Source organism: Helicobacter pylori (genome assembly GCF_011140715.1).
In the GTDB taxonomy this organism is placed as follows: Bacteria; Campylobacterota; Campylobacteria; order Campylobacterales; family Helicobacteraceae; genus Helicobacter; species Helicobacter pylori_DA.
The window spans coordinates 52,090-69,422 of record NZ_SFZZ01000026.1 but is presented as its reverse complement, the minus strand read 5'-3'; the positions used below and the strand labels follow the sequence as shown (position 1 = coordinate 69,422).

17 protein-coding genes and 1 pseudogene are annotated in these 17,333 nt (G+C 38.9%); 6 read left to right on the top strand and 12 right to left on the bottom strand.

The window, feature by feature from the left end; genetic code table 11:
- Positions 1–211 (top strand): annotated as a pseudogene (locus tag EWZ81_RS03305) (glycosyltransferase family 10 domain-containing protein); the annotation flags it as partial.
- A gap of 12 nt (positions 212–223) precedes the next feature.
- Here the strand turns inward: EWZ81_RS03305 and gdhA are convergent.
- The 3 genes from gdhA to EWZ81_RS03290 form a co-directional block, all read right to left on the bottom strand.
- Positions 224–1,570 carry an NADP-specific glutamate dehydrogenase gene (gdhA, locus tag EWZ81_RS03300; RefSeq protein ID WP_165549013.1) on the bottom strand — a complete coding sequence of 449 codons (1,347 nt, stop codon included), beginning with the start codon at positions 1,568–1,570 and terminating at the stop codon, positions 224–226.
- A 65-nt stretch (positions 1,571–1,635) separates the two neighbouring features.
- Positions 1,636–2,466 carry a peptide chain release factor N(5)-glutamine methyltransferase gene (gene prmC, locus EWZ81_RS03295; protein ID WP_165549012.1) on the bottom strand — a complete coding sequence of 277 codons (831 nt, stop codon included), beginning with the start codon at positions 2,464–2,466 and terminating at the stop codon, positions 1,636–1,638.
- Positions 2,463–3,686 carry a M48 family metallopeptidase gene (locus EWZ81_RS03290; RefSeq protein ID WP_165549011.1) on the bottom strand — a complete coding sequence of 408 codons (1,224 nt, stop codon included), beginning with the start codon at positions 3,684–3,686 and terminating at the stop codon, positions 2,463–2,465. The genes prmC and EWZ81_RS03290 overlap by 4 nt, the downstream gene beginning before the upstream one ends.
- A gap of 181 nt (positions 3,687–3,867) precedes the next feature.
- Here EWZ81_RS03290 and EWZ81_RS03285 point away from each other — a divergent pair, with 181 nt between their 5' ends.
- Positions 3,868–4,398 (top strand): hypothetical protein, encoded by a 531-nt coding sequence (locus tag EWZ81_RS03285; protein ID WP_165549010.1) that lies wholly within the window; start codon positions 3,868–3,870, stop codon positions 4,396–4,398.
- A gap of 7 nt (positions 4,399–4,405) precedes the next feature.
- On the opposite strand, the gene EWZ81_RS03280 is transcribed toward EWZ81_RS03285, so the two are convergent.
- A complete protein-coding gene (locus EWZ81_RS03280; RefSeq protein WP_165549009.1) occupies positions 4,406–5,152 on the bottom strand; it encodes an SPOR domain-containing protein in 747 nt (248 codons plus the stop codon).
- 202 nt (positions 5,153–5,354) lie between these two features.
- Here EWZ81_RS03280 and zapB point away from each other — a divergent pair, with 202 nt between their 5' ends.
- From zapB to EWZ81_RS03265, 3 genes are read left to right on the top strand one after another with little or no spacing between them, the layout of a single operon-like run.
- The gene (gene zapB / locus EWZ81_RS03275; protein ID WP_001191194.1) at positions 5,355–5,582 is read left to right on the top strand and encodes a cell division protein ZapB; all 228 of its coding nucleotides are present in this window, start codon (positions 5,355–5,357) and stop codon (positions 5,580–5,582) included.
- A gap of 12 nt (positions 5,583–5,594) precedes the next feature.
- Complete coding sequence (locus EWZ81_RS03270; protein ID WP_165549008.1) at positions 5,595–5,831, top strand: hypothetical protein; 237 nt, start codon at positions 5,595–5,597, stop codon at positions 5,829–5,831.
- Positions 5,816–7,675 (top strand): primosomal protein N', encoded by a 1,860-nt coding sequence (locus tag EWZ81_RS03265; RefSeq protein WP_165549007.1) that lies wholly within the window; start codon positions 5,816–5,818, stop codon positions 7,673–7,675. Before EWZ81_RS03270 ends, EWZ81_RS03265 begins: the two co-directional genes overlap by 16 nt.
- Before the next feature lie 36 nt (positions 7,676–7,711).
- Here the strand turns inward: EWZ81_RS03265 and cmoA are convergent, their stop codons facing one another.
- Both cmoA and sodB read right to left on the bottom strand, forming a co-directional pair.
- A complete protein-coding gene (cmoA, locus tag EWZ81_RS03260; RefSeq protein ID WP_165549006.1) occupies positions 7,712–8,431 on the bottom strand; it encodes a carboxy-S-adenosyl-L-methionine synthase CmoA in 720 nt (239 codons plus the stop codon).
- A gap of 54 nt (positions 8,432–8,485) precedes the next feature.
- The gene (gene sodB / locus EWZ81_RS03255; RefSeq protein ID WP_108564769.1) at positions 8,486–9,127 is read right to left on the bottom strand and encodes a superoxide dismutase [Fe]; all 642 of its coding nucleotides are present in this window, start codon (positions 9,125–9,127) and stop codon (positions 8,486–8,488) included.
- A 223-nt stretch (positions 9,128–9,350) separates the two neighbouring features.
- On the opposite strand from sodB, the gene tpx reads away from it, so the two are divergent.
- Positions 9,351–9,851: a thiol peroxidase gene (tpx, locus tag EWZ81_RS03250; RefSeq protein WP_165549005.1), complete on the top strand. Its 501-nt coding sequence runs from the start codon at positions 9,351–9,353 to the stop codon at positions 9,849–9,851.
- 260 nt (positions 9,852–10,111) lie between these two features.
- Here the strand turns inward: tpx and cheW are convergent, their stop codons facing one another.
- From cheW to EWZ81_RS03220, 6 genes are read right to left on the bottom strand one after another with little or no spacing between them, the layout of a single operon-like run.
- Entirely contained in the window at positions 10,112–10,609 is a 498-nt protein-coding gene (gene cheW, locus EWZ81_RS03245; protein WP_000070770.1) for a chemotaxis protein CheW, read from the bottom strand.
- Entirely contained in the window at positions 10,606–13,029 is a 2,424-nt protein-coding gene (gene cheAY2 / locus EWZ81_RS03240) for a chemotaxis histidine kinase/response regulator CheAY2 (protein ID WP_165549004.1), read from the bottom strand. Before cheAY2 ends, cheW begins: the two co-directional genes overlap by 4 nt.
- Before the next feature lie 55 nt (positions 13,030–13,084).
- Positions 13,085–14,020, bottom strand: a complete 936-nt coding sequence (cheV3, locus tag EWZ81_RS03235) for a chemotaxis protein CheV3 (RefSeq protein ID WP_165549003.1) — start codon at positions 14,018–14,020, stop codon at positions 13,085–13,087.
- 3 nt (positions 14,021–14,023) lie between these two features.
- Positions 14,024–14,782 carry a UDP-2,3-diacylglucosamine diphosphatase gene (locus tag EWZ81_RS03230; RefSeq protein WP_165549002.1) on the bottom strand — a complete coding sequence of 253 codons (759 nt, stop codon included), beginning with the start codon at positions 14,780–14,782 and terminating at the stop codon, positions 14,024–14,026.
- A gap of 1 nt (position 14,783) precedes the next feature.
- Positions 14,784–15,452: a YggS family pyridoxal phosphate-dependent enzyme gene (locus EWZ81_RS03225; RefSeq protein ID WP_165549001.1), complete on the bottom strand. Its 669-nt coding sequence runs from the start codon at positions 15,450–15,452 to the stop codon at positions 14,784–14,786.
- A 22-nt stretch (positions 15,453–15,474) separates the two neighbouring features.
- Positions 15,475–17,325 (bottom strand): menaquinone biosynthesis decarboxylase, encoded by a 1,851-nt coding sequence (locus EWZ81_RS03220; RefSeq protein ID WP_165549000.1) that lies wholly within the window; start codon positions 17,323–17,325, stop codon positions 15,475–15,477.
- Positions 17,326–17,333: the final 8 nt, after the last annotated feature.

The following is a 17,333-nucleotide window of genomic DNA, read 5'->3' as shown; positions in this document are numbered from 1 at the left end:
GGTTAATTATGATGATTTGAGGGTTAATTATGATGATTTGAGGGTTAATTATGATGATTTGAGAATCAATTATGAGCGCCTTTTGCAAAACGCTTCACCTTTATTAGAACTCTCTCAAAACACCACTTTTAAAATCTATCGCAAAGCTTATCAAAAATCCTTACCTTTGTTGCGTGCTGTAAGAAAGTTGATTAAAAAATTGGGTTTGTAAAATTGGGGGTAATCAAACCCCTTGCGCTATCATCGCAGACGCCACTTTTCTAAAACCAGCGATATTAGCCCCTAAAACAAAATTAGTAGGGTCTTTAAACTCTTTAGCGGTTTGAGAAACATTCTTATAAATCTCTTTCATAATGTGGTGTAATTTCGCATCCACCACTTCAAAACTCCAAGGGTGCATGCTCGCGTTTTGCGCCATTTCCAAGCCGCTCACGCTCACCCCCCCAGCATTAGCCGCCTTGCCTATGCCATAAGAAATCTTAGCCTGCAAAAACAATTCAATCGCTTCATTGCTTGAGGGCATGTTCGCCCCTTCAGCCACGCATTTACACCCGTTAGAAAGGAGGGTTTTAGCGTCTAAAACGCTCAATTCATTCTCAGTCGCGCTAGGAAAAGCCGCAAAACAAGGCACATGCCATATGGCATTCCCCCCTTTGGGGTAATTTTCTGTTGGGGTGTATTTCGCGCTAGTTTTTTCTAAAGCGTATTCTTTGATCCTCCCACGACGCGCTTCTTTAATCTCTTTCAAAAGCTCTAAATCAATGCCGTCTTTATCATAAATCATGCCATTAGAATCGCTCGCCGTTACCGGTTTGGCTCCTATTTGAAGCAGTTTTTCAATGGTATAAATAGCGACATTACCGCTCCCAGAAACGCTGCAAACCTTGCCCTCTAAAGAGCTGTTCCTTTCTTGCAGCATTTCTTCTGCAAAATACACGCACCCATAGCCGGTGGCTTCTTTTCTGCACAAACTCCCCCCATAAGTGAGTCCCTTACCGGTCAATACGCCCTCAAAACGATTGACTAATTTTTTGTATTGCCCAAACAGATAGCCAATCTCTCTTTCGCCCACTCCAATATCCCCAGCTGGCACATCAGTTGTGGCCCCAATGTGGCGGTATAATTCGTTCATGAACGCCTGGCAAAAACGCATGATCTCATGCTCGCTCTTCCCTTTAGGGTCAAAATCGCTCCCCCCCTTAGCGCCCCCCATAGCCAAAGTGGTGAGCGAATTTTTCAACACTTGCTCAAAGCCTAAAAACTTGATCACGCTTTCATTCACGCTAGGGTGGAATCTCAAGCCCCCTTTATAAGGGCCAATGGCCGAATTGAATTCAACCCTACACCCCCGATTGACTTGGATTTGATGGTTATCATCTAGCCAACACACCCTAAAAAAAATCTCCCTTTCAGGCTCAATCAAACGCTCTAAAACCGCATGCTTTTCATAGCTTTTATCGCTGTCTAAAAGGGGTTTTAACGAAGTGATAGCCTCATAGACGGCTTGATGGAACTCTTTTTGATAAGGGTATTTTTTCTGTAAAGACTGGAGAATTTTTTCAACATACATGAGCGACATCCTTTATTGTTTTAAGTGTTTTTATTGTAACACTAAAAGGGTAATTAAGTTTTAATTTATCTTAAAAAACTTTTTAAAACGCCCACAAACCCTCTATCAAAGCCGCTCAAATCCTTGTAAAACTCTGCATCATAACCGCAAAATTCCAAGCATTCTTTCAAGCTTTTTAACTGGTCATACCCCATTTCACAAACCAAAAAAGGGATTTTTAATCCAGCGGCTAAAAAAACGATTTCTTTTAAGATTTCATCGCCTTTAACCCCCCCAAAAAGGGCTTCATGCGGTTCTTTGAGGACGGATTTTTCCAAAGGATAATCTCTAGCGATATAGGGCGGGTTAGAGACAAGCATTTCTATCGTTGGCATGCGATCCCAAAGGCGTGTTTGTTTTAAAAAAACACGCTCTTTTAAATTAAAGCGTTCAATGTTTTTTAACGCCACTTTTAAAGCTTTGGGTGAAATATCGCTCGCATAAATAGAGAGATTAGGGTTTTCTAAAGCCAAACTCACGGACACGCATCCGCTCCCTATGCCGATTTCACCTACCTCTTTTAAGTGGTATTGAGAAATAATATCAAGGGCTTTTTGGACTAAAAGCTCGGTTTCAGGCCGTGGGATTAAAACATGCTCATTCACAAAAAAAGAGCGCCCATAAAAATCACAGCTTCCTAATAAATACTCTATGGGGCAGTCATTCAAACGCTTTCCTACCAATTCAAAAAAGCGCACCTCTTTTTTGCGGCTTAATTCCAAATGCTCATGCGTGTGTAAAAAAACCCTTTCTTTTTGCAAGACAAAGCCTAATAGAATTTCAGACTCTAACTCTCCCCTAAAGCCTTTTGGCGATAATTCTTTTTTGGCTTTATTTAGGGCTTGTGAAAGGGTCATTCAATTTCATAATCCAAAGCTTTTAGGCGTTCTAATAGCGGCGGGTGCGTGAAATGCAAGAAAACATAAAAAGGGTGCGAATAGGGGAACGCCTTATTTTCATTCACAATGGACACTAACGCTTTGGCTAAAGTCTCTTTAGAGCTTAAACTCGCCCCAAACTTGTCCGCATTGTATTCGTTCTTTCGGCTAAAAAACCCGATCAAAGGCATGGCATAAAAGGAAAACACCGGCAAAAACAAGAGTAAAATCGTGATCAAACTCGCTGGCGTTTGCGAGACATTGAAGCCTTCAAAAACGATCGGTGGCAAATGAGCGATCAAAGCAAAAACAAGAGCGAGCAAGCCTCCCATAATCCCTAAACTTTTCAACAAATCCTTATTTTTAAAATGCCCTAATTCATGCCCTAAAATGGCTAAAAGCCCTTCTGTCCCAACTTTAGAGATCAAAGTGTCAAACAACACCACCCGCTTGTTTTTGCCCAAGCCTCCAAAATACGCATTCAAACGCCCATCCCTCTTGCTAGCGTCCATCACAAAAATGCCTTCGGATTTAAAACCCACCTTATCCATCATGCTCTCAATTTGACTCTCTAAATCCCTATTGTTCAAGGGGGTGAATTGGTTGAAAAGCTGGGCGATTTTAGGATAAAAAAGATTAGCTAATATCATAAAAACAAACACGACAAAAAACGAGCTAATCTCCCAATGCTCCACATGTTCAATGATCATAATGAGAGTGTAAATCAACAACAACCCCACGCTTAAAGTGAGCGATAACCCTTTGAAAAAATCCTTAAAAAACAACGACAAGCTCACCTTAGAAAAGCCAAATTCTTTATCCAAATGCATGGTGGTGTAGTAGCTAATGGGTAAAGCTAAAACGCTTTGAATCGCTAAAAACAACAAGGCAAACACCAAGTAGCCTAGCGTTTCAGGAAGATTTAAATAATGCGTTAAATCTTCTAAATGCGTCAAACCAAAAAAGACCCAACCAGCAAAGATGATCCCGTCTAAAATTTGAGAAATAATGGATAATTGCATTTTCCTAATGGCATAATTTCCCGCTTCTTCATAATCCTTTTGTGGGAGTAAAACAGGTTTTTCGCAGAGCTTTTGGCGGATAAATTTCAATTGCAAAATATCGCCTACAATGTAAGGAGTCGTAAAAAAGAGCAAATAAAAAATACAAATTATCATATCTATCCATACATCAAGCATGTTCCAAACTCCTTTCTCCATTGAATTTGCCAATATAAAGTATGGGAATTATAACAATTTTTCAAAAATTTACCATAAAATTAAATAAGTATGGTAGAAAAAAGGGGCTGTTTTTGAGTGTTTTTAATCCAATCATAAAAAAGCCGTGTTATCCAACCCGCTATCAATAAAAAGGTCCGTCATGCCCCATTCTTTTAAAAAGCGTTTTTTAATCGTTTATACTCTTTCTACCTTGCTTTTAGTGGGGGTTTTGTTAGCGTTATTTTTCTTTTATGCGAAAAATAACCTTTTAGAAAACACCCAAATACGCATGCAATACACCGCTGATGCGATCGCTAAAAGCCTTTTAGAATTAAATAATGTCTCTTCTTTAGAGCCTTTAAAAATCTTAGAAGAACGATTCAAAAACACCCCCTTTGTCTTATTAGATGAGGACAACAAAGTCAAGTTTTCTAATATCGGGGCGTTTGTGGCCTCTTTTAAAAATGACGCTTTGATCAAAACCCCTTATTTTGTGCTTAAAAGACAGGGCTTTTACCTCACAGACAGCGCCCCAACTAACCGCTTAGGGGTTTCTAAAATCATTATTGCAGAAGAAGAAATTCAAAAAAATTTTATCCCCCTTTATAAAATGATAGGCTATGCGTTTTTGGGCGCGAGTTTGTTTGTCGCGCTAATAGCCATGTGGCTTTATAAGATTCAATCAAACTAAGTAAAAATTACTTCTCTACCAACGCAGGCTTATTTTTAAAGCTTTTAGCCGCATTTTCAAGCTGTTTTAGGGCTTCTTCTTTGGTTTTATAAGGGCCAATCAAATAATGCGTGAGGGAGTCTTTTTTCTTTATTTGGTAAGGGAAAGTTTTGAGCGTTTGCAAAAAATCCTTACTGGGCGCGTTCAAAAAAGCCCCAATTTGCAAGTAATACCCTTTAGGGATACTCGCATCTTTTAAGCTGGGTTTTACTAAGCTTTTTTTGTTCTCGTTCTTGGGTGGCTCTTTTGTTAGGGGTTGGGATTGCTTAGTGGCAACCTCTTGCTTATGGGCTTTTTTGATTTTTCTTTTCACCTTTTTGCTTTCTATATAAAAATCATATAGATCATGGATTCTTTGCTTCACATAAGCTTCATAGCAATTCTTATAAATCGGGCTACTTTCAATAGAAGCCTTGGGGCTTATTAGCATGACCAACGCCACGCATTCTTCATGGGCGACTTTGAGCCATTCTTCTTCGCTTTGCTCCAGGATTTCTTTGATTTTAGGGAACTCATACTGCGTGCCTTTTTCCATATTTTCTAACATTTTGATAAGTTCTTCATGGACTTGATTGAGCCTTAATTGGATAGGGGGTAAATTTTTGGGCGTATTTTGAACGCTTTTAGGATCGGCTTTTTTATCTTCTAAACCAACAGCGTTTTTTAAAAAGAGGAAAACCAACAACAGAGTCATTTTTAATATATTTTTTTGCATTTATCACTCCCATGTCAAGCTTTCTATCTTGTTATTTTATGGTAATCAAAAATACCAAATACCACCATAAGAATGGTTTAAAACATGGGGTTTTAGTTACTTTATTTTATGGTAGAAGTCATTACCTTAAGGGGATAGGGGTATTTTGCGATAATTAAAGAGCTTTGATATAATAACTTTTAAAAACCATGAAAGGCTTACTATGCAATCTTTAAGTTTGTTAAACCAATTGGGCGCTAAAATTGATGAATTGATTGAAAAAATCCAAAAACAAGAAGAAGAGTTGAACGCTTTACGCCAAGCAAATACCACATTGAATGCGCAAAATGAAGAAAAAGACATTCAAATCGCTATTTTATACGATGAATTGAGCGCTAAAGATAAGGGCATTCAAGGTCTTTATGACAAAATCTCTGATTTATTGTCATAAACCATTAAAAACATGTCTTTAGAAAACGATAGCTTAGAAATCACTTATTTAGGAAAACGCTATAAAATCTCTCTCAATAACACCTTTAGCGATGAGATGAAACGCACCCTAAAGGAGCGTTTCCATAACCAAGAATTAAACGCCTTAGAGCTTTTGAAGAATTATTTGCATGAAAGTTGCCAGAACGAGTATTTGCATAATGAACTCCAAAAGCTTTTAGAAAAAATCTCATCATGTTCTATCACTTAATCGCTCCTTTAAAAAATAAAACCCCCCCTTTAACTTACTTTTCTAAAGAACGGCATAAAAAAGGAGCGTTAGTCAATATCCCTTTAAGGAATAAAACGCTTTTGGGCGTCGTTCTTGAAGAAGTTTCAAAACCCTCTTTTGAATGCCTAGAGTTAGAAAAAACCCCTTATTTTTTACTCCCTTTTCAAATGGAGCTAGCTATTTTTATCGCTCAATATTACTCGGCCAATCTTTCTTCAGTCTTAAGTCTTTTTGCCCCTTTTAAAGAATGCGATGGAGTGGGGTTAGAAAAAATTGAGCCTGTTCTTAATATATTAAGCCAAACGCAAACCAACGCTTTAAAAGAATTGCAAAAACATCCAGCAAGCTTGCTTTTTGGCGATACGGGCAGCGGGAAAACCGAAATTTATATGCATGCAATCGCTCAAACTTTAGGGCAAAAAAAAAGCGCTTTGTTGTTAGTGCCAGAAATCGCCCTCACCCCTCAAATGCAGCAACGCCTTAAAAAAGTCTTTAAAGAAAATTTAGGCTTGTGGCATAGCAAACTCTCTCAAAATCAAAAAAAACAATTTTTAGAAAAGCTTTATTCGCAAGAAATCAAATTAGTGGTAGGCACACGAAGCGCGTTGTTTTTACCCCTTAAGGAGTTGGGTTTAATCATTGTAGATGAAGAGCATGACTTTTCTTATAAGTCTCATCAAAGCCCTATGTATAACGCTAGGGATTTATGCTTGTATTTATCCCATAAATTCCCTATTCAAGTGGTTTTAGGCTCTGCTACGCCAAGTTTGAGTAGTTACCAACGCTTTAAAGATAAGGCTTTAGTGCGCTTAAAGGGGCGCTACACCCCTACGCAAAAAAACATTATTTTTGAAAAAACCGAGCGTTTTATCACGCCCAAACTCTTAGAAGCGTTGCAACAAGTGATAGACAAAAACGAGCAAGCCATTATTTTTGTGCCTACAAGGGCTAATTTCAAAACCTTGCTGTGTCAAAATTGCTACAAAAGCGTTCAATGCCCCTTTTGCAGCGTGAATATGAGTTTGCATTTAAAAACCAACAAACTCATGTGCCATTATTGCCATTTTTCAAGCCCTATCCCTAAAATTTGCAACGCATGTCAAAGCGAAGTTTTAGTGGGTAAAAGGATAGGCACCATGCAAGTGTTGAACGAGTTGGAAGGCCTTTTGAAAGGCGCTAAAATAGCGATTTTAGATAAAGATCACACCAGCACGCCAAAAAAACTCCACAATATTTTAAACGATTTCAACGCTCAAAAAACGAATATCTTAATCGGCACTCAAATGATAAGCAAAGGGCATGATTACGCTAAAGTGAGTTTAGCGGTTGTTTTAGGCATAGACAATATCATTAAATCTAATAGTTATAGGGCTTTAGAAGAAGGCGTGTCGTTACTTTATCAAATCGCTGGGAGGAGCGCTAGGCAAATTTCTGGCCAAGTGTTCATTCAAAGCACCGAAACGGATCTGTTAAAAAATTTCTTAGAAGATTATGAAGATTTTTTACAATACGAATTGCAAGAAAGGTGCGAACTCTACCCGCCTTTTTCAAGGCTGTGTTTGTTGGAGTTTAAGCATAAAAACGAAGAAAAAGCCCAACAATTGAGCCTAAAAGCCTCCCAAACCCTTTCTTTGTGTTTAGAAAAGGGCGTAACGCTCTCTAATTTCAAAGCGCCCATTGAAAAAATCGCCTCTTCTTATCGCTACCTTATTTTATTGCGTTCCAAAAACCCTTTAAGCCTAATCAAAAGCGTGCATGCATTTTTAAAAACCGCCCCCAATATCCCTTGCAGCGTGAACATGGACCCTATGGATATTTTTTAAAAACTCATGTTTTATATATTTATTGTTTCAAAAAACTCATGTTTTTCTAGCGACCAACAGCGTGAAATTCACCCATTTAAACAGCGCTTCTACATGCTTAAACCCCACGCTTTCTAAAAGCGCGATATTTTCTTTCAAGCTATAAGGCACAAGCACATTTTCTAACGCTTCTCTTTTGAAAGCGATTTCATTGTGGCTGTAGCCTTGATTTTGTTTATAAAGGTAGTATAGCTCTATCATTTGCTTGTCCAATATCCGATCTTCGCTCATGATCTTTTCACCCACCAATAAAACCCCATTCAACGCAAGGCTGTTATAAATCTTTTTGAGCAACACCTCTCTTTGCATGGGGCGGACAAATTGCAACACAAAAAGCAATGAAAACGCGCTCGCTTCTTTAAACTCAACCTCTAAAAAATCCATGCATTCAAAACGGACATTGTTAAAATCTTTTAATTTTTCTTGCGCTTTTTTGAGCATGGGCATGGAATTGTCAATCCCTACAAGCTCAATATCTTGTTGGATTTGTTGGTTAAGCGCGATAAAAAAGTTTCCGGTAGAACAGCCCAAATCATAAATCAAGGGTTTAGGATAGATATTTTCTTTTAAGTTTTGAGCGATAAAATACGCTCCCAAATCCAACATCTCATAATAATAGGGGATGGAACGCTCCAGCATGTCATCAAAAACATGGGCGACTTTCTCATCAAAACAAAAGCGTTTGTTTAGGGATTTGTTAAACAGAGTGTCTTTCATTCAAAAAAGAAGCGTGGTTTAAAAACCTTTAAACCACCCTATGCAAAATAACGCTTAAGCTTTTTTATGTACCAACTCATTGATGTAGTAATCCACTGAGCCTAAGCCTTCTTTTTTCGCCCACTCATAGCATTGAGAAACAAAATGCCAATTAATATGCCCATAGAATTTTTCCAAATACACAGGGCGTGCGTTTTTGTGGTCAATATAATAAGCATGCTCCCACACATCCACCACTAAAAGCGGCACTTTTTTATCCGTAACCGGGGTTTGAGCGTTGCTGGTTTGAATGATTTCAATTTTTTGAGTGTCTGAATTATACGCTGCCCAATTCCAACCAGAGCCAAACAAAGTGGTCGCGCTCTTAATGAAGTCTTCTTTAAATTTTTCCAACGATCCGAAATCTTTTTCTAAAGCCCCTTTTAACTCATCGCTTAAAGCAGTCGCTTTGGGGCTTAGGCAATCCCAATAAAAATCGTGGTTGTAAATTTGAGCGGCGTTATTGAACACGCCTCCGCTAGACTTCGTCAAAATATCAAACAAAGAACTTTTCTCAAAATCCGTGCCTTTGATGAGATTGTTCAAATTATTCACATAAGCTTGATGGTGTTTCCCATGGTGGAAATCAAACGCCACAGGGCTTAAAAAATCCCCCATGCTGTCTTTAGCAAAAGGCAACTCTCGTAATGTAAACATGTTTTCTCCTTGTGATCAGATAGCCGTATTGTAATCATTTTTTAATACTTTTTGGTAAATCTTTTCTTAAAAATTAAATCGTTATGCAAATTTTGTGGATTTTAAGGGGTTTTTTAAAATGAAAACGACTTTTTAAACAAATTCTTTTTAAATTTTTTAAAAGTTAATTTTAATTGACTATTATTCTAACGCAATATAGCAATTCATTAGAAAGGATTTAACCATGCAAAAAGTTACTTTTAAAGAAGAAACATATCAGTTAGAAGGGAAACCCTTAAAGGTGGGCGATAAAGCCCCTGATGTGAAATTGGTCAATGGCGATTTGCAAGAAGTCAATTTGTTGAAGCAGGGCGTGCGTTTTCAAGTCGTTAGCGCGCTTCCTAGTTTAACCGGATCGGTTTGCTTGCTCCAAGCCAAATACTTCAATGAGCAAGCCGGCAAACTGCCTTCTGTGAGTTTTAGCGTTATTTCTATGGATTTGCCTTTTTCTCAAGGACAAATTTGCGGCGCTGAAGGCATTAAGGACTTAAGAATCTTAAGCGATTTTAGGTATAAGGCTTTTGGGGAAAATTATGGCGTGCTGTTGGGCAAAGGCTCTTTGCAAGGCTTACTCGCTCGATCGGTGTTTGTTCTTGATGATAAGGGAGTGGTTATCTATAAAGAGATCGTTCAAAACATTTTAGAAGAGCCCAATTATGAAGCACTTTTAAAAGTGTTGGAATAGGAAATCCTTAAAAGGAGGGGGCTACAATCTAGTAAGTCTCAATGCAAAAGCCCCACTTGTTAAAAAGTGTTGGTAACAAAGACTAAAAATAAGGGGTTCTTTTTAATCCGTTTAAAAAAGTTTCACGCTACTTTTAAAAGAAAAGATTAAAAAAGACTCTGCTTTTAGCGCATTATAAGAGACGCTTGATTAAAAATCAAGCTTTTTAACGGAATAAGTCTTTCTCAAAGCCCATAGGGGCTATGGATAAACTAAAATTTTTAGAAGTCTTTTTTTAAGATTTCTTCCACTCTTAAAATGGTTACGAGTCTGTCGTTTTGTTTCCCAATGCCATAGGTTAAATTATTGTTATCGCTCAAAGTCTCTGGCACCGGGTCAATATCCGTTTGCTTGATGCGAATGGCTTCAGTTAAGCGATCAATGAAAAACCCAGCGATCTGATCATTATGGCGCACCACCAAATAACGAGTGTCTTTGTTTTGTTTTTCAGCTTTCAAGCCAAACTTTAAACGCAAGCTGATCAAAGGGAAGACATTACCTCTTAAATTGAACACACCAAGCACATAGTTTGGGGTTTCAGGGACTCGCGTGTAACCAATGGGTTTGACGATTTCTAAAATATTCAAAATAGGAATGGCGTATTCTTCATCGCCAATAATAAAGCCAATGAATTGCAAAATTTCTTCATTGTCTTCTTGTTTAGAACCTACACTAGCTTCTTTTTGTCTTTCAAATAAATCTTTTAATTGATTACTCACGATTCGCCTCCTTCTAATTTAATACTGCGCTTCACTACGGTGGTTAAATACTCACCGCTATAAGGTTTGGTGATGTATTCAGTCATGCCGGATTCAACGCCACGCATCCTATCGGTTTTAGTTACCCGACTGGTTACTGCGATCAAAGGCAGGTTTTTAAATTTATTGTATTTACGCACTTCAGAAGCGAAAGTGTAGCCGTCCATTTTAGGCATTTCAATATCCACTAAAATAGCGTCCGGAATCTTATCGCCATTTTTAAGCATTTCTAAGCCTTCTAACCCGTTAGTGGCCTCTAAAAGCGTGATGCCTAATGGTTTTAAACATTTGCGGATAATCGCTCTATCCGTGCTGCTGTCATCAATCGCTAAGACAATATAATCGCTAGGAGAATTTTTGCTCTTCGTGTTTTCTGATTCGTTCATCAGATTAGTGATATTGACTTTGATGCTTTTTGCCATATCCATCATCGCTCCCACATCTACAATAAGAGTGATTTTCCCATCGCCTCTCACCGTAGCGCCAGCAATGCCTCTAGTGTTTTTAAGATAGTAACCTAAAGATTTAATGACCACTTCTTCTTGACCGATCAAATAATCCACGATCACGCCAATTTTTTGATCGGCCAAGCCAATGATAACCACATACACATCAGAGTTGGACTCCAAAATAGCATCCACTTTAAAAATATCAGAAAGGCGCACCAAAGAAAGCACCTCATCTCTTAAGCGCAACACGCTTTTGCCATCAACGGTGTAAATTTCATCCTGGCTGATGCGCACGGTTTCTAAAACTGAAGAAAGCGGGATAGCGTAATATTCTTCTTGAACGCCCACGAGTAAAGCTTGAATGATGGCCAGAGTGAGAGGGATTTTAAGCTTTTGAGTCGTGCCTACCCCCACTTCTGAATCGATTTCAATGATCCCATTAAGCTTTTCAATATTGGTTTTTACCACATCCATGCCTACGCCTCTGCCTGAAACGTTGGAAACGACTTTTGCGGTAGAAAAGCCTGGCTTGAAAATGAGGTTAAACGCTTCCCTATCGCTCATGCTTTCAGCGTCTCTTTCGCTAATCACCCCTTTTTCAATCGCTTTTTCTTTAAGCATCACAGGGTCTAACCCTTTGCCATCATCAGAGATTTTAATCACAATGTGATTGCCCTCATTATACGCGCTCAATTGCACTTTACCGGTTTCAGGCTTGTTAAGCCTTTTTCTTTCTTCTAAAGGCTCAATCCCATGATCGCATGAGTTACGGATAATGTGGATGAGCGGATCGCCAATCTCTTCTACAATGGATTTATCAAGCTCGGTTTCTTCACCCTCAATGATCAATTCAATGCTTTTGCCTAATTCCCGGCTTAAATCCCTTACCATGCGAGGGAATTTATTGAACACCTTGCCCACTGGTTGCATCCGGGTTTTCATCACCGCAAGCTGCAAGTCTGTGGTTACCGCTGAAATAGAAGAGACTACCTGGTTTAATTCCTCTAAAAACTTTTCCCCATCATAGCGTTCTTCCACATCGCTATAGATTCTAATCAAGCGATTCTTCCCTAACACAAGCTCGCCGATTAGATTCATCAAGTGATCCAAGCGGCGCACATCTACCCTAACGGTTTGCTCCACGCCAATAGAGGGGGCTTTATTTTCTTCAGTATCTGCTTTAGCCTTAGCTTTAGTTTCTGTTTTAGGGGCTTTGGGGGTTTCTGTTTTGGGGGGTTCTTTTGCTGGGGTAACTTCTTGTTTAGGCTTGGCTTGATCTTCTTGCTTTTTTTGGGCTCTTCGTTCTTTATCGGCCTCTTGGCGCTTGTTAAGCAGCCGTTCAATTTCCGCTTCCACTTCTTCAGCGCTCATGTTGGAATAATCCAAATCCGGCTCATCGGCTAGTGGGTTATCGCTTGTAGGGTTTTCTGTAGTAGGGGCTTTTGTTCCTGTCTGATTTTCTTTTTTATTTTCTTTTTTTACTTCTTTTTCTGGGGCTTCTTTAGCCCCTAAAGTTTCTTTAGCGCCCTCTAAGTTTTGGCTCGTAATGGCTTGAAGCTTTTTGACTACTTCTTCAATCTCGTTTTCCTTGCCGTTATTAGTATCCGATCCGGTGTCTCTAATCGTTACGAGCAAAGTTTTCATCAAATCAATGGAGCGCAACACGACATCCATGATATCCGGCGTGATTTTGATTTCGCCCTTTCTGGCGCGATTCAGGACATCTTCCATGTTGTGCGTGAGGTGCGTGAGAATATTAAGATTCAAAAACGAGCTAGAGCCTTTAATGGTGTGGGCGACTCTAAAAATGCGATTGAGCAAGTCCAAATCTTCAGGGTTATGCTCTAATTCCACCAAATCCTGATCCAACTGCTCGTTCATTTCAAAGGCTTCAATCAAGAAGTCTTCCATTATTTCTTGCAAATCATCCATTTAAACCCCTTTTTAGCGTTTGAGATAAGAGTATTTTACAATTTTATAAAAAGAATTACGCATTCTTGTCTAAAATCTTAGAAATTTCTTCGGTGAATTTCTCTGCGTCAAACTTGACTAAATACGCTACAGCCCCCATTTCTTTAGCCCTTTCAGCGCTATAATTATCGCAAATAGAAGAATTAAAAATCACAGGAATATAAGCAAACCTAGGGTCTTTTTGGAGCTTGAATAAAAAATGATAGCCATCCATTTTAGGCATTTCAACATCTGAAATAATGAATTTCAAATGTTTTCTCAAATCGTCCCCGTATTTTTTGAATAACATTTCTAATTTGTTCAACCCGTCTTCCCCATCCACAGCTTCAGTGATGCTAAAACCCAATTTACTCAAATGGTTTTTTAAGGTTTTTCTTGCGGTCTTGCTATCGTCTAAAAACAATACTTCGCCTTCAAAATGCTGTTTAGGAGTATCTTTAGTGTTTTTAGCGTCTTCATTAAGCTTTAAATCGTCTAAAATGCTTTCTAAATCCAAAATGAGTAGGGTTTGATCGTTTTCAATGCGCGTGGTGCCGGTGATATTTTCTCTGTTGATGCTATTGGATGCGCTAAAGGACGCAGGCTCCACATCTTTCCAGCTAATGCGCCTGATACGCCTGGCTGAATGGACTAAAAAGCCCATTTTAATGTTGTTAAATTCAGTGATGATGACGATTCTTTCATTTTCCTTGCTTTTATCCGGGACAATCCCTATCCATTTAGCCAAATCAATAAGCGGAATGATCGTGGAACGCAAATCAAACACGCCGATAATGTAATCTAGATTCGTGGGGTATTCAAAAATGGTAGGCATGGGGATGATTTCTTGGACTTTAGCCACATTAATGCCATAAATCCCCTCATAAGGGACGCCCTCTTGCATGCCATAAATACGAAAATCCACGAGTTCTATCTCACTCAATTTTAAATCGTTAGCTGTTTTTTCTGCCATGATTTAGGCGTCCTTATCTTGAGATGGTTCTAAAAGGCTTGATGATACCTTAAAAAGGCTTTGTTCGTAATAAAAGGAAGGCAGTGGGCAGTAAATAGGCACGCTTAAGGGGATTTTTGCGCCGCTTTTGAGGTGAAAATGCCCCTCTATAATGCCGTCAATGCTGTCAATGTTAAGATCTTTAATGTAGTTTTGATAGGCTTTTAGGCGCTTTTCAATAAAGGCTTTTAATTCTTTTGGCTCTAATTCCCAAAGGCGGATGGGTTTTTGATAGATGCGTTTTTTCAAAAAAGGGTATAAGGTTTTAAAACTCGCAAAATTTAAAAAAGTTAGAAAAAATCTCGCCCAAGTGGAAGTGAGCTGCGTGATGTAAAATTCATACGCTTTAGTGGTGAATAAATCCCCATGGGCTAGCAAAAAGCGTTTGTTATCATACTGGAATAATACGGGTTGGTTTTGGCGCTCAAAAACAACCACTTTAGAACTCAACACCAAACGCATGGAAAAATCATGGTTGCCTTCAAAATAAAAGACTTGTGAAATTTCGCTTAACGCATGGATTAAATCAATGATTTTTTGCTGCTCTTTATCTAGGGGTAAATAGCCCACAAGAACATGGAAAATATCGCCCATGAAAAAGACTTGTGGAGGTTTGGCGCTTAAAAGTTCTTTAAGCGTATGGATTAAATGAGAGCTTTTAGGCAAAAAATGCGCATCAGAGATAAAAACAGCCCCATTTTTAAGCGCATAAGTTTCTAGCATCTTACTCTTTGAACAAAAAAGAACCAATCCTTAAAAGATTCGCCCCGCAAGCAATCGCTAATTCAAAATCACAACTCATGCCCATTGAAAGAACGCTCGCATTCTTTATTTGGTCAAAAAGCTTTTTGGTGGTGATAAAGGATTTTTCAATTTTCTTTTCATCATCAGCATGAGCGCCTATACACATCAGCCCCTTAAGCTTGAGGCGCTTGCAAGTTTCACTGATTTGAGAATAAATTTCTAGCGCTTCTTCAGGCACCACCCCGCTTTTACTTTTCTCATACGCGCTATTAACCTGTAAAAGAGCGTTTAAATTGACGCCCAATATTTCGCAACGCTTTTCTATTTTTAGGGCGAGTTTTAAAGAGTCTAAAGAATGCAAAAGGGCGGGTTTTAAACTCAAAAGCGCATTGATTTTATTTTCTTGTAAAGAGCCTATCATGTGCCATTCAAGGGGCAAATGCTCTAAAGAATGCATTTTAGTTTTTAAATCTTGAACTTTATTTTCTCCAAAAGCCCTTTGAGAGCAGTTGTAGTAATGTTGGATAGCTTCTGGGGAAGCGTTTTTTGAAATAGCCACGATTTTGACAATATGATGTCTTGAATAGGCGGTGCGAGCCTTTTCTATTTTGGTGATGAGAGCATCAATTTTTTGGCGATAATCTAACATAATCCTTCTTTATGGCTATTCTTTATAGATCTTCTTTGTGCGTGCTGAAAGAATGCGTGAGATGGAATTTTTGATTTAAAGTTTCAAAATCTTTTAAAAGCCCTTTCTTTTTCAAATTTTCTATGACTTCCATGGAGCAATTGGTTTCGGTGGGCCATTCTCTAAAATGTTTATCCATAACGCCCTTATTGGTAGCGTCTATAAAAAAACAATGTTTAGAGGTGAGAATATCACGCCTGGCGTCAATATTATTAACGATGCGCCATAACAGCATGTAAGGGTTGTTTAAATCGTTGCTGACATGCTCTACAAAGATGACGATGCGCAAATGCTCTTCAAAACCGAGCAAGTTTTTAGCCAATTCAATGACGCTTTTATCTTTCTTTTCCACGCTAATGACGCAAATGGGGTTACGAGTGTGTGGGTAATATTGCTTCAAAAGAACGATATTTTGCATTTTATCTTGTAAAAGCGCTAGTAGGGCGTTATCGTTTAAAAGCGTGGGGTAGGGGGTATTGCTTTTAGAGGTCGCATCAATACCGAGTTTCCCCCCCATAGCGTATTCAGGGCTTGCATGATCTAGCGCGTCGCACACGCCTTGAGAGATGAGCGCGTTTTCTTTAGAAAAATTTTCTAATATGTATTCAATGATAGCGTTGGTGTCCCTTAGATTAGGAGCGTCTTCATTGACAAAAATCGCATGCTTGACAAAACTCATCTGCCCCACGCCCCAAAAAGCATGCATGACTTGCTTGGCATGAGCGTTATAGCGCGTGTGTATTTTGGCTAAAATCAAATTATGAAACACCCCATTTTCTGGCATGTAATAATCTATGAGATTGGGGGCGTGCGTTTGAAGCAAGGGCAAAAACAGGCGTTCGGTCAAATACCCCATGTATTTGTCTTCTAAAGGAGGCTTACCCACCACAGTGGCTAAGTAAATGGAATCTTTTTTATAGCTAATGGTTTTGACTTCTAAAACAGGGTAAGGCTCAATAGGGGTGTAATAGCCAGTGTGATCCCCAAAAGGTCCTTCAAGCTCTAATTTCTCGCAATCCACAAACCCTTCTATCACAATATCGCAATCGCTTGGCACGCTTAAAGAGTTGCTTAGGCATGGCATTACGCGCGCTTTTTTCTCCCTAATAAACCCATAGAGCATGAGTTCATAAATGCCATAAGGTAAGGGGGCTGTCGCGCACCATGTGTAGAGCAAATCCCCACCAATAGCGATGCTGACAGGCATTTTGACTTTAGCCTTAGCGTATTCGTGGAAAAAGAGCTGGGAGTCTTTATGGATTTGCCAATGCAAGCCTAAATGGTTTTTATCATAAACTTGCAAACGATACATGCCTAAATTCTTTTTTTTATGATCTAGGCTTTGGGTATAGACTTGCCCCATAGTGATGAAAGCCCCGCCATCTTTTTCCCAAGTTTTTAAAACGGGTAGATCCCACAAATTGACTTCTTTATCTTGCTTGGTGATGAGGTCTTTAGGGCGAGCGGTTTTTTTAGGGAAAACGTGTCTTAAATCCCATAAATCTTTTAAAACTTTCAAACTCTCAGTGAAGTTTTTAGGGGTGTCAAAGCGCAAGAACGCTTGCATGCGTTGTTGCAGACTTTCTATAGGGGTTTTTAATAAAAGATCCAAGCGTTTGAAAGAGCCAAAAGCGTTCATCAAAACCGGCATGCCAAAGGTTTTGATCTGGTCATGCTCTTTTCTTATGGGTTGTGTGAATAAAAGGGCTTTGCCTCCATTAGGTTTTTTTGCTTCTATATAGGCTAGATGAGCGATTTCTAAATCCACTTCAAGGGGGGTGTCAATGATTTCTAATTCATTATGTTTTTTTAAAAGCTTTAAAAATTCTCGCATCCAACTAC

What these genes read in the sequence shown, in the direction of transcription:
- gdhA (WP_165549013.1), bottom strand. Translation starts at nt 1,570, where the DNA reads ATGTATGTTGAAAAAATTCTCCAGTCTTTACAGAAAAAATACCCTTAT.
- prmC (WP_165549012.1), bottom strand. Translation starts at nt 2,466, where the DNA reads ATGACCCTTTCACAAGCCCTAAATAAAGCCAAAAAAGAATTATCGCCA.
- EWZ81_RS03290 (WP_165549011.1), bottom strand. Translation starts at nt 3,686, where the DNA reads ATGCTTGATGTATGGATAGATATGATAATTTGTATTTTTTATTTGCTC.
- EWZ81_RS03285 (WP_165549010.1), top strand. Translation starts at nt 3,868, where the DNA reads ATGCCCCATTCTTTTAAAAAGCGTTTTTTAATCGTTTATACTCTTTCT.
- EWZ81_RS03280 (WP_165549009.1), bottom strand. Translation starts at nt 5,152, where the DNA reads ATGCAAAAAAATATATTAAAAATGACTCTGTTGTTGGTTTTCCTCTTT.
- zapB (WP_001191194.1), top strand. Translation starts at nt 5,355, where the DNA reads ATGCAATCTTTAAGTTTGTTAAACCAATTGGGCGCTAAAATTGATGAA.
- EWZ81_RS03270 (WP_165549008.1), top strand. Translation starts at nt 5,595, where the DNA reads ATGTCTTTAGAAAACGATAGCTTAGAAATCACTTATTTAGGAAAACGC.
- EWZ81_RS03265 (WP_165549007.1), top strand. Translation starts at nt 5,816, where the DNA reads ATGTTCTATCACTTAATCGCTCCTTTAAAAAATAAAACCCCCCCTTTA.
- cmoA (WP_165549006.1), bottom strand. Translation starts at nt 8,431, where the DNA reads ATGAAAGACACTCTGTTTAACAAATCCCTAAACAAACGCTTTTGTTTT.
- sodB (WP_108564769.1), bottom strand. Translation starts at nt 9,127, where the DNA reads ATGTTTACATTACGAGAGTTGCCTTTTGCTAAAGACAGCATGGGGGAT.
- tpx (WP_165549005.1), top strand. Translation starts at nt 9,351, where the DNA reads ATGCAAAAAGTTACTTTTAAAGAAGAAACATATCAGTTAGAAGGGAAA.
- cheAY2 (WP_165549004.1), bottom strand. Translation starts at nt 13,029, where the DNA reads ATGGATGATTTGCAAGAAATAATGGAAGACTTCTTGATTGAAGCCTTT.
- cheV3 (WP_165549003.1), bottom strand. Translation starts at nt 14,020, where the DNA reads ATGGCAGAAAAAACAGCTAACGATTTAAAATTGAGTGAGATAGAACTC.
- EWZ81_RS03230 (WP_165549002.1), bottom strand. Translation starts at nt 14,782, where the DNA reads ATGCTAGAAACTTATGCGCTTAAAAATGGGGCTGTTTTTATCTCTGAT.
- EWZ81_RS03225 (WP_165549001.1), bottom strand. Translation starts at nt 15,452, where the DNA reads ATGTTAGATTATCGCCAAAAAATTGATGCTCTCATCACCAAAATAGAA.
- EWZ81_RS03220 (WP_165549000.1), bottom strand. Translation starts at nt 17,325, where the DNA reads ATGCGAGAATTTTTAAAGCTTTTAAAAAAACATAATGAATTAGAAATC.